This window comes from Arcticibacterium sp. GJ41-1 (assembly GCF_055808875.1).
This window is the reverse complement of the sequence record NZ_CM147888.1, coordinates 4,543,566-4,561,426: the sequence shown is the minus strand read 5'-3', so window position 1 is coordinate 4,561,426 and position 17,861 is coordinate 4,543,566. Positions and strand designations below refer to the sequence as shown.

The following is a 17,861-nucleotide window of genomic DNA, read 5'->3' as shown; positions in this document are numbered from 1 at the left end:
CTAAATGAATAAATAAAAAAGGAAGCTTCTATCAATTTGATTTTAATTTGAAAGCAATACTCTAATTTTGCATCATGGATTTAGAAAAAATCATTAATAGCAGATTCTTCGAGTTTTCGGTGTCTGTGGTCGCTATAGTAAGCTTTATTGTTTTAAGAGTTATTTCTAGAAGCATAATTAGGAAACAAGAAAAGAAACACGGCTTAGATAGAGCTAGGTCTATCTATGCAAATAAGTTTTTCGATATTTCTTGGTTAGCTTTTCTTCTTTTGGCTTTCGGTTTTATATGGGATGTGTCTTTTAAAGGCATTTTTGCTTCATTTTTTGCGGTAGCTGGGGTGGCACTTTTTGCCTCTTGGTCTATGCTTAGCAATATCACGGCATCGGTCTTATTATTTTTTAATTTTCCTTTTAAAATAGGTTCAAAGATTAAAATAATGGACAAAGACGATTCCGTTACTGGAATAGTAAAAGACATCACCTTCTTTGCCATTCAAATTCAAATTGAAAGTGGAGACTTGGTTTCTTATCCAAATAATGTAGCCATCCAAAAGGCTATTGTTCAATTTAAGGAGAAACCCGTAAGGAAAAGAGTTGTAAAAGAGAAAGAGCAATAATCGGGTTCATTGCTTATTCTTTAGATTTTACCTTTGCTTCACAATGTTAATACTATGAGTGGGCAAGAGTGTATAAATTTTGAAAGGATTGCGGAAGCAATAGCTTATATTCAGCAAAACTTCAAAACGCAACCAAGTTTAGATGAGGTGGCAGAAAAGGTCAATCTTAGTCCTTTTCATTTCCAAAGACTATTTAAAGAATGGGCTGGTGTTACGCCAAAGAAATTTCTTCAGTATATCTCTGTCAATCATGCTAAATCTATATTGGCGGCTAATAGTCAAAGTCTTTTTGATACTGCTGAAGATGTAGGCCTATCTGGTACAGGAAGGCTCCACGATTTGTTTGTTAATATTGAGGGTATGACGCCAGGCGAGTTTAAGAATGGCGGTGAAAACCTAACCATAAATTATAGCTATGCCAATACCAAGTTTGGTCAAATATTAACCGCAGCGACGTCAAAAGGACTGTCTTACATGGGCTTCGCCGATGAAAATGATGTAGCTTTTAATGAGTTAAAAGGACGATTCCCAAAGGCGTCTTTTCAAGAAACGATGGATAGTTTTCAAAAAAGTGCAGTAGCAGTTTTTGGAGAAGATTGGTCAGAAATGAACAAAATTAAACTCCATTTAAAAGGCTCAGCTTTTCAGTTAAAAGTATGGGAAGCATTGCTGAAAATACCAACAGGGAAACTATCATAGCACATCAAATAGATAAACCAAAAGCCGCAAGAGCGGTAGGCACAGCCATTGGCGGAAATCCAATCGCATTCTTGATTCCATGCCACAGAGTAATTCAGTCAAGCGGTATTTTCGGAGGTTACATGTGGGGACCAAACAGAAAAACTGCTATCATAGGCTGGGAAGCTGCCCAAATAGAGAATCAGTAATGTACTAGAGTGATAGAAAGTATAGAATCCTTATATCGCCCCATACTGTCTGAGTACTAGTAAAAGAAGGGTTATATTATTTGCAACAAAAGATGCTAACCTTTTAATAGTACGAGTTTATGGGGTGTGGGCTTTTTTGATTACTATTTTGCCCAACAAAAAAGTAATGCCCGTCCGGCAAGGACAACGAAGAAGATGTTTTATATGTGAACTATTAAATTTAATAGGGATATCAAAGGCTAAATAAATATCAAAGAAAATGATAAGCAACATCAAAAACCTTTTACCCCAAGAAGGAATAGTAAACTACAACGGTAAAGTCCTTACCGAAGAAAGAAACGAAGAACTTCTAAAATACCTTCTAGAAGAAATCCCTTGGAAAAACGATGAAGCTATTATATTCGGGAAACACATCATCACTAAAAGAAAAGTAGCTTGGTATGCCGATGGCGATTATCCATATCACTATTCAAACACCACAAAAGTACCACTAGTATGGACACCAGAATTACTGACTTTGAAAAAGTTAGCCGAGGAGAAATGTGGCGTAGAGTTTAACTCATGTTTACTAAACCTTTATCATGATGGGGACGAAGGCATGGGTTGGCACCGTGACGACGAGAAAACATTGGTCAAAGACTCTCCAATAGCTTCTATGAGTTTCGGGGCAGAAAGGAAGTTTGTGCTAAAACACATCAAATCAAAAGAGAAAGTAGAACTGCTGTTAGAAAACGGAAGTTTGCTAGTAATGGCGGGCACGACCCAAACTTACTGGCAGCATGCCTTACCTAAAACCAAGAAGGTAAAATCACCGAGAGTTAATTTGACTTTTCGGTGCATGGAGGTTCTCTAAGATTGAGCGGTTTATATGGGCTTCTTTAAGTTCGATTTGAATATTTTTTATATAACTCAGGGAATATATTTTCTAAATCTTTTTCATCCCTTTGGGTACCACTTATTTCAATGTTTTCTAAATAACTTGATGGTATTTCTTTGTTTGTGATTTCTTTAAATAATCTAGATGGAACATACCCTATCCCTTCCCGTACTCCTTTTGATATATCTATTTGTAGATTAATAAGCGTTTTTGGATTTTCAATTGTTTTATAGTAACAATCTTTCCCTCTGGAAATAAGCCACTCTCTAAAACAGTAAAAACAAACATCATCGCACCCTCCATTAATAAGATAAACCGCTCCCCATAAATCCCAATTATATGCCTTTCCTCTTAATTCTTTAAATCGATTGTCAAATTCAATTATTTCTTGAACGCTTAATTTTTTGAGCTCTTTAGGAAGTTGTTCTATCTGAATTCGGTATTGCCCGTTAGATTTATTTAGTGTATCATTTATTATCCCCCAGAATCTCTTTTCATTCAATAATATATCAGATTCAGTAAATTTTGGTTTTTCTTCAAAGAAGTATAGAGCAATTGTTATAATTATGGACAATGCGATAAATATTATTGGCCAAAAATCCATTATTCCTTTTCTGATATATATTGGAAATACTCTTTAAAACTTTCTGAAAAGTTTAGGTGATAAACGGCTGTTGAATAAATGAAAATCATTACCATAAATGGAATTTTACTGACAAGTGGAATTGACGAAAATAAAGCGGCAAAACTTGTAATGGTAGCTATACTAAATAAAAAGCTAAAAATATGCTTAGCCCAAGTTTTACCCTTAAAGATGAAAAACATCAATAAAACAGTAAAACCAAACCTGATGATTTGCTGAATGATTTTTTTAACTTCTATAAATTCTCTTATCACATGATATGTGACAATTACATAAATTGAAAGAAGCAATATACTCGCAAAAATCCTTAGAGTTCTATTCCTTCCTTCTCTTGCTAATTCGTTCATTTGGTATATTTTTTTGGATTTAGGCTAAATAGAGTATTTCTATATTAGTCTTTACAATGTCGCCGCCAAACCACCATCTACAGGTAAATTGACACCGTTGATAGAGAAAGCCGCTGGAGAGGCTAAAAATGCTACCGCTGCCGCTACTTCTTCAGGTGTAGCAAAACGCCCAGAAGGAACATTGGCTTCCATTTCCTGTTCTAGCTTTTCTATAGACTTGTTTTCGTTTTTAGCTCGCATCTTGTTGACCTGCTCTAGTCTACCCGTTTTGGTATAGCCCGGTAAAACATTATTGACCGTGATGCCGGTATGGCTTAATTCTTTTGACAAAGTTTTGGCCCAAGCTGCCACTGCCCATCTTATGGTATTTGATACGCCTAAGCCCATGATTGGTTGTTTAACAGAAATAGAGATAATATTGATAACTCTACCAAATTTCTCAGCTTTCATGAATGGTACTACCGCCTGCGTAATGATTTGATTGATAACTAGGTGTTGCTCAAAAGTTTCTTGGAACTTCTCTGGAGCTTCTTCTAAAATGGCTCCGCCAGCGGGTCCACCCGTATTGTTTACCAAAACATGAAATTGACATTTATTGCTTGCAAGAGCGGCCTCTACGCTAGCTCTGTCTGTGAAGTCTGCAACTAAAAAACGGTGTCTTTGACCTTTTGAAATATCTAAAAGAGCCACCTTTTGCTTTAGCTTCTCTTTATTACGAGCAAATAACCAAACATTAGCCCCCATTTTAGCGAGTTCAATGGCAGAAGCCCAACCAATTCCGTCTGTTCCACCACAGACTAAAGCGTACTTGTTTTTCAGATTCAAATTCATAGCGGAAAATTACGAATTCGATTTCAGGAATGATAGTTTTATTGGTCTCAGAAATAGTTAAAACTATGCAATTTATTGCATTTCGCTTTCAGCTTCTAAAAATGTGCTATTTTGGTATATGGATTTTCAAAGATCAAACGGGCATAGTATTTCCAGACTTACAGTTCACATAGTGTGGTCAACAAAATATCGCCATGCAGTTCTAAGTGGGGATATCAAGCTTCGTTGTCGTACCTTGTTGATACAGATTTGTGAGGCAGAAGGAGTTCAAATATTGAAGGGAGTCGTTTCAAAAGATCATGTACACATGCACCTGGAATACCGTCCCTCTCAGTCGATAAGTCAATTGGTTAAACTGCTAAAAGGACGTTCATCGAGGAAGTTGCAAATGGAGTTTCCTGAATTGAAGAAGCGTTACTGGGGTCGCCATTTCTGGGCAATAGGCTTTGGTTGTTGGAGTACTGGAAATATTACCGATGAAATGGTTAACGAGTATTTGGATCATCATAGAAATCCAAATGAGAGTAATAATACTAATTTTATCGTCGAATAGGCAGACTTTCAGTCTGGACTCAAAACTATGGACTTTCAGTCCATAGTGGTTTATTTGTTTTTAGGGCTAAGTCTTAACTAAAACCAGTAATAGGGTAAATATGGAGTTTGTCAGTTCAATCGAAGGTAAGAACAGGCTCACCAGTTCCAGGTAAGGGGTTCTCGACTATCGCTCGAACCGACAGAGGTTGAAATTAAAATATCGCTACAGAAGTTAAATTTTGACTAGAAATACTCCCTTTTTTATAACAAGCATACCAGTCGCCAGCATTTGGAATGTTAACCATGTCTTTTTCCGAGGCTTTTGCCGCTTCTTTTGATTTCCATGTTACTATATCGGTATAGCTGCCATTACTGTTTTGGTTGATTTCCCAGCTGATAAAACCCGGTTGTTTTTTCATCCAGTCGTTCACTATTTGTCCAGCCACTTTTAATAGCTGTTCTTCAGAAATATTTTCTGCCAATTCGTAAGTGATAAGGTCTTTATACATAGGTTTCAAAAGGTTAATTTGTGGCTTTAAAGATACAGTATTCTTCTTTCAAAGAAGAACTCAATTATACCAAACAGCATACCGCTGCCTTCTTAAATCGAGTGCCAAACCTTCTTCCAGTTTTAAAGCTTCGGCTCGGGTATTTACAGGCTCTATGTGGTTATAAAGGCTCGGTCTAAGATACGTGCCATATTTCTGGACAATGTTAGCAGACAGTTTATGTCCTTTTTTATTTCGGTATCCAGTTTTGTGTTCAATAAATCGCTCCTTTGGTGTTTTGCTAGTCATACCCACATATAAACATTCCAATACGCCATTAAACTGAGGGTTAGCCTCACGAAATTTGCTGTTAAGCGTAAAAACCTTTTTGTTTAATTCTATAACGTAAACTTGGTAAGTGACTTTGGGCATGTTTTGAATTTACTTAGTTGGGCGTTGAATAAACATATAATATTTTTTTGTTTTATTCATTGCCTCATTGTAGTAAGCTTCATATTCTTTTTTAGTCATAAGGTCTATCTGATAATAGTGCTTACCATAATTAATGGCGTTTTTAGCGAGTTTGCTAACATATGCATTATCGAAATCTGTATTCTTATAGTTGTTTAAGACTGAATTTTCTACTCTTTTTCCATCTATCCAGATTCCGTATATTTTAGAATCATGCCATTTCTTAAAATCTGTTTGACTAGGAACTGCCCTTGGGAGTGGTGGAGCAGCAGGCTTAAAACTTATAATTTGAGCTGCTTTTTGTTCTTCATTCATAGCTAAATAGATAGTTTGTAATCTCTCTGTTTCTTGCTCGGTGAAGCTGTTATATCTTGCTAGACCAGTTTCGTTTTCTATTTTACTAACTATCTTATTAAACTCATTTAGTAATTCTGCGGAGGCTCCATCTGATGTTGTCTGAACAGCTTCTTTTTCTGTTTTTGGAGTAACTGTAGGCTTCTGAGAAAATGATTTTGAGCTGAAGAAAGAAACAGATAAGGCAAGAACAGGGATAATAGCTAATTGTCTTAAAAGAGATTTGCTGAGGGATTTGGTTTTGTTCATCATTAGTAAACGTTTTTTAGTTATGGAATAGTTAAACTGGCTTGCCAGTAAGGAATCGGATATTTTAGTGGCTTTTTCAATTAATAAGTATTGGTAATTGGGAACGTCTTGATGCTCTTTAATTACAGCATCATCTGCCAAGAATTCGTGATTTAGTTTGACGGCGGAGGCATAGAAAAATAGGAAGGGATTAAACCAGAAAACGATTTGTGCAAGCTCAAAGAATACGATGTCAAAAGAATGCTTTTGATTAATGTGGGCGTATTCATGAGTTAGTATTTGCTGTCTGAAGTTTGGATGATTATACTCCTCTCTGTTTATGAAAATATAGTTTAGGAAGCTGTGTGGACTTGTGTCTTCGTTTATAAGTATTATATGTGATTTTTTATAAAGTATAGGTTTTTGACTTTTAGCTCTTTTTAAGATAGCCCTAAGGTTAAGTGTAAATCGAATTAAGAGAGCAATAGTGATTAAAGTATAGACAATAAAGAGTGCTTTAGATATATCAAAGGGCTGTTCTGGTGTAGACAATACTTCGATGCTTTTTTGCGAGGGAAGAAAATTGGAATAGACTAAGATGTTGTCGTTTTTGGTCAAACCGCTGCCAGAAAAATCAGGAGATTTTATGAAGGGTATGCAGAAAGATAGGCCGAAACTCATTAAAAGGTAGAATCTTTTAAACGAATGAAATCTATCCTGTTCCAGAATGATTTTATAGACGATTAGTAAAACGCCAGAACACAAAATAACTTTGATTAGGTAGCTTGTCATTTCTTTTTTCTTTGAATTTCGCTATCCACTATTTTCTTTAAGTCTTCCAGTTCTGAACTTGTTAGTTCGGTGGATTTTGTGAAAAATGAGGCAAATTGCATTGGGGAGTTATTGAAATAGTCTTTTATAATTCCTTTGACATGTTTAGAGAAGTAATCTGTTTTAGCTACCAATGGATAGTATTGTCTAGAATTACCAAAGAGCGTGTAAGCCACAAATCCTTTGTCTTGCATCCTTTTAAGCAGAGTGGCTAAAGTCGTGGTGGCTGGTTTTGGGTCTGGATAGTTTTCGATGATTTCTTTCATGAAAACTTTTTTGTGTTTCCAGATAACCTCCATTAGTTGTTCTTCGGATTTAGACAAAGCCATTGTTCTATGTTTGTAATTATTGTTCTATAAATGTAGAGTAATAGTATTCAAAGTTCCAACCGAGATGCTTTATTTATTTTTAGAATCTTCTTATTGAATACAGAAGGGTATCAATATTTATGAAAGAAAATAGTTGGAGCCTATTGAGTCAAATGGGAATTTATCCTTTAGCTAATTTCCTCCCAAGCCAAGCCATTGGCAAATAAGCCAGCACTACGTCTAAAACATTAAACCAAACAGGAGAGCCAGGTAGCATTTGGATATTCATAATGCCGCCAAAAAGAAAGAACAAACCAATGGTCATAGCCATTTGAAGTTTTCGGCTTGCTGCAATTTTCGCTACGACCCATGCTCCAGCTAATGTACCTAAGGCGTGAGCTAAAAATGGGAAAATGAAATGTTTGGGCTGCATTAAAGGCATGGCTTCGGTTAGGCCTTTAATGGTGGTCATGTCTGCACCGGCTGGCGGCGGAATAACCATTGGTCCTAGCATTACCAGGCCCATATTAACGGCACTGCCTACTATTACGCCAGCCACTATGGCCAATATATTTCTAAGAATAGGGTTCATGATATTGAAGATTGATTGCTGTAAATTATAAAAATCAATTCAATTTAAAACGCTATTCTTCAATTTCGGAGGTTTTTGGTTTTGCGATTAGCCCAATTGCCATGACTATGGCGGTTATTATAATAATTTGAATTATTAAAGAATTATTAACCAGAGAAATAGTGTTTTCGGGGTCTATAGATAAGAATAAAAGGATGGTAATTAGTCCTCTAGGGGCGATGTAAACTAAAGGAGTTAGGTCAAATCTCGATACTTTTAGCTGTATGGCTCTAATTACAAAGACAAGAATTACAATGCCTAAAGCCCAGAATATGGTATCTGGATTTAAGATTTCAGAGGTTTTAATCATGTAGCCAAAAATGATAAAGAAAAGGGCTCTAACTAAAAACGCACCTTCAATGGTTATCTCTTCAAATCGTTTAATTTCCTTTTTTAGGTTGTCGGTTTTAAGTTTTTTAAACCAGTTTATTTTTTCGAATTGCTTGAGATTTCCAATAGCTAAACCAAATAATAGGATAAAAAGCAAAGCCGGAAGATGATACGATTTCAAAACCGCATACACCAGCACTATCAAAAGTATTATTGGCACAAACTTTACATGATGGTCTATCCTGCTCAGTAAAAGTGATAAACCTATAGTTCCTAATATTGAAACTACCAGCATGATTAACATATGTAAGCCGAAGTTTGCCACAGAAAGTAGCCCTATTGTCTCGTTTAATGCAATAAAATTGAAAAACAAAATCCCGAGGATGTCGGAAAAACTACTTTCATAAACCACAAATTCTTTTTCTCCGTCATCCAAGTTTATCACACTCGGAATAGCAATGGCACTGCTGATTACACACAGAGGAATGGCATTTATAAGGGAAACCTTAAAAGGGAAATCTCCGAAATAATAAAAAGCATAAGCTAATATGAGCGAAAGACCAATCATGGGTATCAAGGCCCCAAGAACAGATTTTTTCAACAAGCCGATTTTAGAGGAATTGAGCTTGAGCTCTAAAGAACCTTCTAAAACTATAAGTATTAGACCAATAGTGGCCAAAACAGGCAAAAGCGTAGAGAAATCAACTAAACTGAAACCTAAAAAAGTAGCTATTTCTTTCATGCCCCAACCTAAAAGTAAGAGCATAATAACGGAAGGTATTTTGGTTCTGGCTGATGTGATATCAAACAGGTAGGCAATCAGCAATAAGGAACAAAACGTAATCAGGATAGCAGTGGTCATGTATTAGTTTTTAAGATTGTTGTTGTCCAAATTCAAATTAATTAAAAACTAGTTACGTGCATTCGCTTTTAACGGTTCTTTTCAACGGAAAGACTTGGGTAGTGTTATACTTATATTGTGGTAGGAAAGGAATGCAACATAGGCATGGCAGAAAGTATTGAATATTTGTGAAGCTTTTAAAATCTATGTTTCCTTTTCTCTATTTTTAAACCCTAAATACAAAACTACAAGAGATGAAAATATTAGCCATTGGCAAAAACTATGTGAACGAAGGCGAAGATAAAAACGCAGGAAAAACGGGTAATCAAATTATCTTTTCTAAACCAGAAAGCAGCTTAGCTACAGGAAACGCAGACGTAGAATATCCGTCTTTTACGCAAGACTTACGTTACGAGGCTGAACTTGTAATAAAAATAGGTGCCAAAGGCAAGAATATAAGTGAGGCAGATGCACCAAGCTATATTTCTGAAATAGGCATCGGGATAGATTATACCGCCAAAGATATTTTTGACGAAAGTCGTGGTGGAAAAGGTCCGTGGGACTTGGGGAAGGGTTTTGACGGTGCAGCACCTATGTCCACCTTTAAGCCCGTTTCGGCTTTTCCAGATTTGAACAATATAAACTTCGACCTAAAAATAAACGGGGAGCAAAAGCAGGTAGGTAATACTAGCCTGATGGTTTACAATTTTGCGGAAATCATAGCCTTTGTATCTAAGTTCATGACTTTAGAGCCGGGCGATTTAATCTTTACTGGCACACCAGCTTCAGGAACTGGTCAAATCCACAAAGGAGACCAACTACAAGCCTCGATAGAAGGAGAGTTGCTACTTGATTTTAAGATGGTTTAGATTAGATGTCAGTTCGAGCGAAGCCCCTGCCTGTCGGCAGACAGGGAAAACAGCCTATTTTAGAGATTAGCGACATTCATATATCGCTCGAACTGACAATATAAATCTTACTTCTTAGCAGTCTTACTAGGCCTAACTTCAATCTTACTTGGTAACGTTCTAGCTGGCATTTTGATAAGGTCAGAAACTATTTGACCAATATCTTCAGGCTGTATTTTCCAAGCATCTGCATCTGATGGCGTATGGCCAGCAAAATACGTAGACACCGAACCCGGCATAATGGTAGTTACCTTAATATCATCATTTCTTACATCAAGCATCATGGCTTGAGAGAAACCAACTGCTCCGAATTTTGATGCATTATATGCAGCTCCCTGAGCAAAGAAGTTTGTTCCTGCTAAACTTGAGATAGTGATGAAATAACCTTTAGTAGCTTTTAAAGCATCAAGACTAGCTTTTGCAGAGAAAAATAAACCCGTGAGGTTAATGTCAATAGTTTGTTGCCATTGTTCTGCTGTCAATTCATGAATTGGAGCAAAGTGACCAACACCTGCATTCGCTATGAAATAATCTAGCTGTCCCCAAGTATCTAAAACTTGTTTCACAGCCGCTTCTTGAGACGCTAAATCTTTTACATCAGAAACTATTCCTATTGCAAAGCCTTCTTTTATTTTATTCAAAGCTTCAGTAGCAGCTATTACGTCTGCCTCAGTTCTGGCGGTAATGGCTACTTTGATGCCGTCGTTTATTAGTTTTTCGGCTACGCCGTATCCTATTCCTTTGCTTCCTCCTGTAATTAGTGCTGTTTTCATTTTGTATTTGTTATGAGTAAAAAGTAATAATTGCTTACCTCTTAAAATTAGAGATAAGCAATATTAGTTCGTGAATACAGCGAATTTATTGTTGATGAAGGTAATTGTTAATAGGTAAGAGTTTTGCTTATGCCGTTTTCTGTAAATGTAATATGGAAAGCATAACGCTGAAGGTCAGCTACTAAATGGGCAGAGTCTGTTCCGTTTTGCCATAAAATATCAATCATGTTTTCTGTAGCGTCATTGATGGTGGCTTCACCAGAAAATGCTTTAGAGCTGTTTCGTAAACGTATAATTTCTAACTGATTTTTAACAATGTCTTTTTTGAGCCCTTGTTCAATATCAGCATTAGATAAATTGGTTCTATTGATTTCTTTATGGCCGCCACTTCCACCTTTGTCGGCTGCGGCATAGTCATTTTTACCAGCAAATATATCAAGATACCACACCTGAGGAATTCCGGGCATAAATAGCTGAATAGCTCTGGCGAGTAGCATTTTGCGGTCGTCTTCGCCCAAGGCACTGTAAAAAGTGGCGTTTACTTGGTAGTAAGAAATCTTATTTCCGGCAGGGTCATATAGGTTTTTAACACGGCCGCCACGCTCCATAATGGTGCTCATGATACCTTCTATTTCAGTATCTTCTAGCAGTCCTTTATTATAAGCTCCGTTTACTTCTTTTCCTTTTAAGTCTAAAACCGGAATACCATCATGGCAGCCCAGCATATTTACGGTTTTGTATCTTTTCGCTATAATTTCTTTTGCCCATTTTATAATGGCGGTATTGCTTCCTTTTTCAATGGCATGAATGCATAAGCCAGGTAAGAAAAAGTCATAAATGTAATAACCTTTACTTGCCACTTCATCATGGAGATGTAGGCCATATTCTGCATGAATTTCGGGCAGGAGTAGTAAGTTATTATTGGTAGCTATTCCCTTAATTTCTTCCAGATAATCCCAAGTACCCGGTTTATTGAAAAAGTTAGATTGCCCTATTTCTTTATGCAAATACGCAAAGGCGTCTAAGCGAAGTATTTTACCACCAAAACCACTGACTTTTTTAAGGGTTTCTTTATAAAAATCCCAAACCAAAGACGATTTTCCATTGACATCCATTTGACCCAAATAAGAACGATTTTGCTCCACAATTTGAAGAACTTCTTTTGTGAAGTTTCCCAAGTCTAAGCTTTTGAAGGGCTCTTTGTTTTGGATAGTCGTGTTTATTTTATCGCAAATTGCTTTAGCCTCATCGGTACTTAAACCGTCAATGTTTTCTAAGGCTGCTGGCTTTATTTCTTCATAAGAAATTTGCTGGTAAAAGGTATTCCAGTAAGGCTTTTCCGAGCCATCAGGAAAACGAACTTTTAAGATGGGCAAACCAGGTTTTCGCATGAAAAGCTTACTCAAAAACTCTTCATTGGGTGTTATCACACCATCAGCATTCATGGTGCCATGACCTTCCCAAAACTCATTCCAGTTGATGAAAAAGTCTTTATACTTTGATTTGTCTCCGTGTTTTAATAAGTCCTTAAATTGAGGCGAAGCCACCGAAAGGTGATTCAAGACAATGTCAAATTTCAGCTTAATATCTAGTTTCTCTAAAGCTTCTAAATCCTCAGGAGATACTAATTCTTTATTGAGGTCATAGTCAATAATAGAAAAGCCACGGTCTAGGTCGCTATTGAAAAAAGTAGGCAGTACATAAAAAAGAGAAAAGGTGTTTTTGAACTCCTCTAATTGCAGCATACCTACGGTATCTGCCAATTTTTCACCAATACTATCTGGGTATGCATTTAGCATTACACCATTCGGAATACCATTATCCATAGACTATTTATTTCAACGTGTTTGGCGAATCTAGTTAAAATAAATAGTCTTTATATGGCGAGTTTTGGTATCCAATGCTTTTCGAGGTTTCGAAAACGATTGTTGTGGAAATCAAATTCAGAAAAGTTTCAAAACCAACTGTTTCTGAGTGATATTTTGACTGTTTTCAATCTTATGACCAAACTTTTTTATTGCCTCAATTTCCCCAAAGGTCTTCTGCCGCTACCTTCTACACCGGTAATTTCATCACCCAAATCGGCTCTTATTTTTTCGGCGTATGCTTGCAGTTCTTTGACTATTTCTGGATGCTGTCTTTGTACATCATATTCCTCACCAGCATCTCGGCGTAAGTCATAAAGGGCTAAAGGTTCTTCGTGTTTTTCGGTGTTTGGTCCTGGGTAGCCGTCGTTGCCAGGCAAAAATCCTTTATAGGTTCTCCCTGTATGCGGAAGTACCAGTTTCCAGTGGTCTTTTCTAACAGCTTCGAGGTTATTTTTTCTATAGTAGTATGCAAAGAAATCTCTTGGTTTGGCGTCCATATTTCCTTCTAGGATTTCCGATAAGTTTACCCCGTCAATTTTATGATTTGGAAGTGAAGCCCCTGTGATAGAAGCTAAAGTAGGGAAGATGTCAATGGTTGATGATAATTGGTTACATACCATTCCGGCGGGTACTTGACCTTTCCATCGCATGATACCAGGTACTCTTTGACCACCTTCGTAGCTTACACCTTTTCCTTCTCTCAGTCCGCCTGTAGAGCCTGCGTGGTTACCGTAATTTATCCATGGTCCATTATCACTTGTGAAAATCACCAATGTATTATCGTCTAATCCTTGGGTTTTAAGTTCTTTCATTATTTCACCCACAGACCAGTCAATTTCCATCATCAAATCTGCATAAAGACCTTGTCCACTTTTACCTTTAAATTTAGAAGACACATCAATAGGCACATGTGGCATGGTGTGCGGTACGTATAAGAAGAAAGGTTTCTTCGCGTTTCGTTTGATGAAATCAGTCGCTTTTTCGGTGTAAAGGGTAGTAAGTTCGGCTTGGTCTTCCAGTGTTGTTATAGGTCTAGTTTCTTCGTTTCCTTCAATTAAGTGAAGTGTAGGCCAGTGCTCTTTAAAGGTGCCTTTCTCATGTTTTCCATTATACCAAATAGGCCACATATCGTTAGAGTAGGCGAGTCCTGTGTATTCGTCAAAACCGTGTTGAAGTGGTAAAAATTGCTTTTCATGCCCTAAATGCCATTTTCCGAAGATTGCGGTGGCGTAACCTTTTTGTTTAAGCATTTCTGCCATGGTAGTCTCTTGGTCGGCTATTCCTACACCTGCATTTGGGAAAAAAGCTCCAGAGACTCCTATTCTGTTTGGGTAAGTTCCTGTCATTAAACCCGCTCTTGATGCAGAGCAAACGGCTTGTGCACTAAGGAAATTTGTAAATCGGATACCTTCAGCCGCTAGGCGGTCAATGTTTGGCGTGCGATAAGTACTGGCACCGTAGCAACTAAGGTCACCATAACCCATGTCGTCCATAAAAATTAGAACAATGTTTGGCGTTTTGGGAGCTTTAAAAGAAACGGTAGCTTGTAATAAAAATGCAACAGGAAGCAGAAAGAGAAGTTTTTTCATTTGAAGGGTTTGGTTGAAGTATGAAGCAATTTAAGGAAGGCGTATTGGATTTGGAAGGATTAGTAGGAGCAATGCATGATTAACTCGATGAAATGGTGTTTTGCTTTGGGAATTATGAAAAATTTTGGGTCTAAAGGAGCTCAGCGATGACTTGAATAACCGCGAATACGCGAAGGCACAAAGATTCGAACGTAAAAGTCTTAGCGATTGAAAAACTAACCCCAAAGCAGCAAGTAGCGAAAACAATGATAAACCATACACTTTCTCTATACTCTTTCTTCCTGATATAGACTTAAAATGCTACTTTTGCAGCCCAAAATTATCAAGAAAATAGATGTCAGTACGCGTACGTTTTGCTCCAAGTCCTACAGGTCCACTTCATATTGGTGGTGTTAGAACAGCCCTTTACAATTATCTTTTTGCCAAGAAAAATGGTGGTGAACTTATTCTTAGAATAGAAGATACCGACCAAACAAGATATGTAGAAGGTGCGGAAGAGTACATTGTTGATAGTTTAGCTTGGTTAGGAATAAACTTTGACGAAGGCCCAAAAGAAGGACCTAATGCTCCTTATCGTCAATCTGAAAGAAAAGAACTTTATCAGAAGCATGCTCAGCTTTTAATAGATTCTGGGAAGGCATATTATGCATTTGATACTTCAGATGAGTTGGCGGCTTTAAGAAAAGAGTTGGAAGAAGCTAAGGTTGATAATCCTTCTTATAATTCGGTAACACGAATGAAAATGAAGAACTCTATCACTTTAGGACCAGACGCTACCAAAGAGTTGATAGAAAACGGAACACCATATGTTATTCGTTTAAAAGTGCCTTTGAAAGAAGAAATTCGTTTCCAAGATGCTATTAGAGACTGGGTGGTGGTTCATTCTTCTACCATAGACGATAAAGTACTTCTGAAAGCTGACGGTATGCCAACGTATCATTTGGCTAATATTGTGGATGACCATGAGATGGGTATTACCCACGTAATTAGAGGAGAAGAGTGGTTGCCATCGGCACCTTTACATATATTATTATACAAAGCTTTTGGCTGGGAGCATCCTAAATTTGCTCACTTACCATTATTACTTAAGCCAGAAGGTCCGGGTAAATTGAGTAAGCGTGATGGCGATTTAGGCGACTTTCCTGTATTTCCTACCGAGTGGAATGATGGAAAAGGTGAGGTCATGAGAGGTTTTAGAGAAGATGGTTATTTGCCGGAGGCTGTATTAAACTTCCTAGCTTTGTTAGGCTGGAATCCTGGAACAGAACAAGAGATATTTACTTTGGAAGGGCTTGTAGAAGCTTTTTCTTTAGATAGAATTAATAAGTCTGGTGCTCGTTTTGATGTGGCTAAAGCCAAATGGTTTAACCAACATTATATCAAAGAAATGGACGATGCTGCATTGGTAGCTTTAGTCAATGAGCAAGTTAAAGATGAAGCTTTAGCGGCTAATTTGGTTAAGTTAAATAAAGACAGAGTCACTTTTGTGGCGGAAATAGTTACGCTAGTTCCTTATCTTTTTGACGCTCCAAATGCTTATGACGAGCAAGTAGCAGGCAAAGCATGGAATGACTTAGCCAAGCAAGGAATGCCGGTAATTATAGACTTGGTTAATGCTATGGCCGCTACTGATTTTCATTCAGAGGCAATTCATAATGCACTTTGGGAAGGCTTAGCAGCCAAAGAAATTAAGCCTGGCAAAGTAATGCAAGCACTAAGGTTAGCATTAACAGGTGAAGGAAAAGGTCCAGATTTGATGCTGATGTTAGAGATTTTAGGTCAAAAACAAGTAGTAGAAAGAATTCAATCGGCTTTAGAGAAGCTAGGGGCTTAGTTTTTTTAATCACAGCCAGAACTAAATTTTCTAATTTTCTTGTTCTAATATGACAATTGGCTTAAATTGAGTTAATTAAAGAAGTTCGAGATGAAAATGAAATTATTTGAACAAGTAAGTTTTGATTCGGAGGTTGACGCTTGTTATATCACCCTTTCGAACGAAGAAGTGGTTGAAACAGAGCAAAGAGGGGAAAACTGTTGGGTAGATATTTCACAGTCCGGAGTATTAGTAGGGATTGAAATACTTAAAGCTTCACAAAATTATCCTTTAATTAACAGTATTTTACTGTCAAATAAAGAAGTTTCTGAGTGCGTATAGTTTTAAGCAATCATGCTAGAATGCGTGCCCAAATGAGAGGTGTTTCGTTTGAGGAAATTGTAGATTGTATTTTAAAGCCTGATAAAATTACATTAGAAGCAGATTCAAAAGTTTGTTATAAGAAATTGACGAATGAAAATAAGAAGTTACTAATAACGTATACCTCAGATACTGAGGGTGTAATTAAAGTAATTACTGTAATCAAGACATCCAAAGTGAATAAGTACTTATAATAGAAACTTTCCACTTATCAATCAAAAGGAACTCACCATCATAATTTACGTTATGTCGGTGAGTTTTTTTTATATTTTTATCTTAACATTATTCAAAACAAGATTATGGGAAAGAAGAAAGAATTAAACGACGATAAGCCAAAAGTGCACAAAGACCTTGATGGTTTTGATATCAAAATAAACACCTTCGGTGAAATTCAGATGTCGTACGACGTGGAGAAAATCAATAATTTCTTAAACGACAACGTAGACGACAAAAAGCTAAAAGATATAGACCCACCTAAAACAAAGAAGAAGAAATGAGAAGCCATGAAATAGATTATGAAATCTTGGGTGAAGACATCCAGGTAGTCCAAATAGAATTAGACCCAAACGAAACCGTTATTGCAGAAGCTGGAAGCATGCTTTTCATGGAAGATGGTATTCAGTTTGAAACCAAAATGGGCGATGGTAGTAATGCCAACGAAAGTATTTTAGGTAAGCTTTTCAAGGCAGGAAGTAGGGTTTTAATGGGTGAGTCGCTCTTTATGACACACTTTACCAATAGAGGTTATGGTAAGAAGAAAGTGGCTTTTGCTGCACCGTACCCTGGAACTATAAAACCTGTAGATTTATCTCAAATAAAAGGAAATACGCTCATAGTTCAGAAAGACGCATTTCTATGTGCCGCCATGGGTACGCAAATTTCTATACACTTTAATAAGCGTTTTGGAGCAGGTCTTTTCGGTGGCGAAGGTTTTATCTTAGAAAGAATTCAGGGAGACGGTCTAGCTTTCATTCACTCTGGTGGTGTAGTGATGGAGCGTACCTTAAATAACGAAACACTAAGAATAGATACTGGCTGTATAGTAGGTTATGAACCGCAGCTAAATTTTGATATTCAAAGTGCAGGTGGCTTAAAATCAATGGTTTTTGGCGGAGAAGGAATGTTTCTAGCTACGCTTTCAGGTACTGGAAAAGTATGGATTCAGTCGTTGCCTATCTCTAAACTTATAAGAAGACTATCTCCAGCAGGTGGAAATGCCAATAAAGAGAGTGGTTCCGTTTTAGGAGGAATTACGGATATGTTTGAGAGGTAAGAAGGCATGTCCGTGATTTTCTAAAAGCAGCTATTTGT

The 17,861-nt window shown here is 37.1% G+C and carries 23 protein-coding genes; 11 read left to right on the top strand and 12 right to left on the bottom strand.

Annotation, left to right across the window (positions count from 1 at the left end; genetic code table 11):
- Positions 1 to 74: 74 nt before the first annotated feature.
- From AC0L6O_RS18840 to AC0L6O_RS18825, 4 genes are all read left to right on the top strand, one after another.
- On the top strand, positions 75 to 617 hold the full coding sequence (locus AC0L6O_RS18840; RefSeq protein ID WP_111371076.1) for a mechanosensitive ion channel family protein: 543 nt from the start codon (positions 75 to 77) through the stop codon (positions 615 to 617).
- Between the two features lie 54 nt (positions 618 to 671).
- Positions 672 to 1,316, top strand: coding sequence for a helix-turn-helix domain-containing protein (locus AC0L6O_RS18835; protein WP_473304546.1), 645 nt, complete (start codon positions 672 to 674; stop codon positions 1,314 to 1,316).
- Positions 1,274 to 1,504 carry a methylated-DNA--[protein]-cysteine S-methyltransferase gene (locus AC0L6O_RS18830; protein ID WP_473304545.1) on the top strand — a complete coding sequence of 77 codons (231 nt, stop codon included), beginning with the start codon at positions 1,274 to 1,276 and terminating at the stop codon, positions 1,502 to 1,504. Before AC0L6O_RS18835 ends, AC0L6O_RS18830 begins: the two co-directional genes overlap by 43 nt.
- 259 nt (positions 1,505 to 1,763) lie before the next feature.
- Positions 1,764 to 2,357 (top strand): alpha-ketoglutarate-dependent dioxygenase AlkB family protein, encoded by a 594-nt coding sequence (locus tag AC0L6O_RS18825; protein WP_473304543.1) that lies wholly within the window; start codon positions 1,764 to 1,766, stop codon positions 2,355 to 2,357.
- A gap of 25 nt (positions 2,358 to 2,382) precedes the next feature.
- Here the strand turns inward: AC0L6O_RS18825 and AC0L6O_RS18820 are convergent, their stop codons facing one another.
- Genes AC0L6O_RS18820 through AC0L6O_RS18810 form a run of 3 tightly spaced genes read right to left on the bottom strand, consistent with a single transcriptional unit; the run spans position 2,383 to position 4,202 of the window.
- Positions 2,383 to 2,985, bottom strand: a complete 603-nt coding sequence (locus tag AC0L6O_RS18820) for a DUF4240 domain-containing protein (protein ID WP_473304542.1) — start codon at positions 2,983 to 2,985, stop codon at positions 2,383 to 2,385.
- Positions 2,985 to 3,371: a hypothetical protein gene (locus AC0L6O_RS18815; protein ID WP_473304541.1), complete on the bottom strand. Its 387-nt coding sequence runs from the start codon at positions 3,369 to 3,371 to the stop codon at positions 2,985 to 2,987. Before AC0L6O_RS18815 ends, AC0L6O_RS18820 begins: the two co-directional genes overlap by 1 nt.
- Positions 3,372 to 3,422: 51 nt before the next feature.
- On the bottom strand, positions 3,423 to 4,202 hold the full coding sequence (locus AC0L6O_RS18810) for an SDR family oxidoreductase (protein WP_473304540.1): 780 nt from the start codon (positions 4,200 to 4,202) through the stop codon (positions 3,423 to 3,425).
- 118 nt (positions 4,203 to 4,320) lie between these two features.
- Here AC0L6O_RS18810 and tnpA point away from each other — a divergent pair, with 118 nt between their 5' ends.
- Positions 4,321 to 4,755: an IS200/IS605 family transposase gene (gene tnpA, locus AC0L6O_RS18805; protein ID WP_473303403.1), complete on the top strand. Its 435-nt coding sequence runs from the start codon at positions 4,321 to 4,323 to the stop codon at positions 4,753 to 4,755.
- Positions 4,756 to 4,948: 193 nt separating this feature from the next.
- On the opposite strand, the gene AC0L6O_RS18800 is transcribed toward tnpA, so the two are convergent.
- From AC0L6O_RS18800 to AC0L6O_RS18775, 6 genes are all read right to left on the bottom strand, one after another.
- Positions 4,949 to 5,245: a hypothetical protein gene (locus AC0L6O_RS18800; RefSeq protein WP_473304538.1), complete on the bottom strand. Its 297-nt coding sequence runs from the start codon at positions 5,243 to 5,245 to the stop codon at positions 4,949 to 4,951.
- A gap of 60 nt (positions 5,246 to 5,305) precedes the next feature.
- Positions 5,306 to 5,656, bottom strand: coding sequence for a hypothetical protein (locus AC0L6O_RS18795; protein ID WP_473304536.1), 351 nt, complete (start codon positions 5,654 to 5,656; stop codon positions 5,306 to 5,308).
- 9 nt (positions 5,657 to 5,665) lie between these two features.
- Positions 5,666 to 7,069, bottom strand: a complete 1,404-nt coding sequence (locus AC0L6O_RS18790) for a M56 family metallopeptidase (protein WP_473304534.1) — start codon at positions 7,067 to 7,069, stop codon at positions 5,666 to 5,668.
- On the bottom strand, positions 7,066 to 7,437 hold the full coding sequence (locus tag AC0L6O_RS18785; protein WP_473304533.1) for a BlaI/MecI/CopY family transcriptional regulator: 372 nt from the start codon (positions 7,435 to 7,437) through the stop codon (positions 7,066 to 7,068). The genes AC0L6O_RS18790 and AC0L6O_RS18785 overlap by 4 nt, the downstream gene beginning before the upstream one ends.
- Before the next feature lie 160 nt (positions 7,438 to 7,597).
- The gene (locus AC0L6O_RS18780) at positions 7,598 to 8,008 is read right to left on the bottom strand and encodes a hypothetical protein (RefSeq protein WP_473304531.1); all 411 of its coding nucleotides are present in this window, start codon (positions 8,006 to 8,008) and stop codon (positions 7,598 to 7,600) included.
- A gap of 52 nt (positions 8,009 to 8,060) precedes the next feature.
- A complete protein-coding gene (locus AC0L6O_RS18775) occupies positions 8,061 to 9,239 on the bottom strand; it encodes a cation:proton antiporter (RefSeq protein ID WP_473304530.1) in 1,179 nt (392 codons plus the stop codon).
- Between the two features lie 233 nt (positions 9,240 to 9,472).
- Between AC0L6O_RS18775 and AC0L6O_RS18770 the strand changes: the two genes are divergently transcribed.
- Entirely contained in the window at positions 9,473 to 10,087 is a 615-nt protein-coding gene (locus AC0L6O_RS18770; RefSeq protein ID WP_473304529.1) for a fumarylacetoacetate hydrolase family protein, read from the top strand.
- Between the two features lie 107 nt (positions 10,088 to 10,194).
- Here the strand turns inward: AC0L6O_RS18770 and AC0L6O_RS18765 are convergent, their stop codons facing one another.
- The 3 genes from AC0L6O_RS18765 to AC0L6O_RS18755 form a co-directional block, all read right to left on the bottom strand.
- Positions 10,195 to 10,899, bottom strand: a complete 705-nt coding sequence (locus tag AC0L6O_RS18765) for an SDR family oxidoreductase (RefSeq protein ID WP_473304528.1) — start codon at positions 10,897 to 10,899, stop codon at positions 10,195 to 10,197.
- Between the two features lie 107 nt (positions 10,900 to 11,006).
- Positions 11,007 to 12,725 (bottom strand): alpha-amylase family protein, encoded by a 1,719-nt coding sequence (locus AC0L6O_RS18760; protein WP_473304527.1) that lies wholly within the window; start codon positions 12,723 to 12,725, stop codon positions 11,007 to 11,009.
- 188 nt (positions 12,726 to 12,913) lie between these two features.
- Entirely contained in the window at positions 12,914 to 14,356 is a 1,443-nt protein-coding gene (locus AC0L6O_RS18755; protein WP_473304525.1) for a sulfatase family protein, read from the bottom strand.
- A gap of 334 nt (positions 14,357 to 14,690) precedes the next feature.
- On the opposite strand from AC0L6O_RS18755, the gene gltX reads away from it, so the two are divergent.
- The 5 genes from gltX to AC0L6O_RS18730 all read left to right on the top strand — a co-directional run bounded on the left by gltX (position 14,691) and on the right by AC0L6O_RS18730 (position 17,823).
- On the top strand, positions 14,691 to 16,190 hold the full coding sequence (gene gltX, locus AC0L6O_RS18750) for a glutamate--tRNA ligase (protein ID WP_473304524.1): 1,500 nt from the start codon (positions 14,691 to 14,693) through the stop codon (positions 16,188 to 16,190).
- Between the two features lie 90 nt (positions 16,191 to 16,280).
- Complete coding sequence (locus AC0L6O_RS18745; protein WP_473304523.1) at positions 16,281 to 16,511, top strand: DUF2283 domain-containing protein; 231 nt, start codon at positions 16,281 to 16,283, stop codon at positions 16,509 to 16,511.
- Positions 16,502 to 16,744: a DUF4258 domain-containing protein gene (locus AC0L6O_RS18740; RefSeq protein WP_473304521.1), complete on the top strand. Its 243-nt coding sequence runs from the start codon at positions 16,502 to 16,504 to the stop codon at positions 16,742 to 16,744. The genes AC0L6O_RS18745 and AC0L6O_RS18740 overlap by 10 nt, the downstream gene beginning before the upstream one ends.
- A gap of 105 nt (positions 16,745 to 16,849) precedes the next feature.
- Positions 16,850 to 17,047 carry a hypothetical protein gene (locus AC0L6O_RS18735; RefSeq protein WP_341226094.1) on the top strand — a complete coding sequence of 66 codons (198 nt, stop codon included), beginning with the start codon at positions 16,850 to 16,852 and terminating at the stop codon, positions 17,045 to 17,047.
- Positions 17,044 to 17,823 carry a TIGR00266 family protein gene (locus tag AC0L6O_RS18730; RefSeq protein WP_473304520.1) on the top strand — a complete coding sequence of 260 codons (780 nt, stop codon included), beginning with the start codon at positions 17,044 to 17,046 and terminating at the stop codon, positions 17,821 to 17,823. The genes AC0L6O_RS18735 and AC0L6O_RS18730 overlap by 4 nt, the downstream gene beginning before the upstream one ends.
- Positions 17,824 to 17,861: the final 38 nt, after the last annotated feature.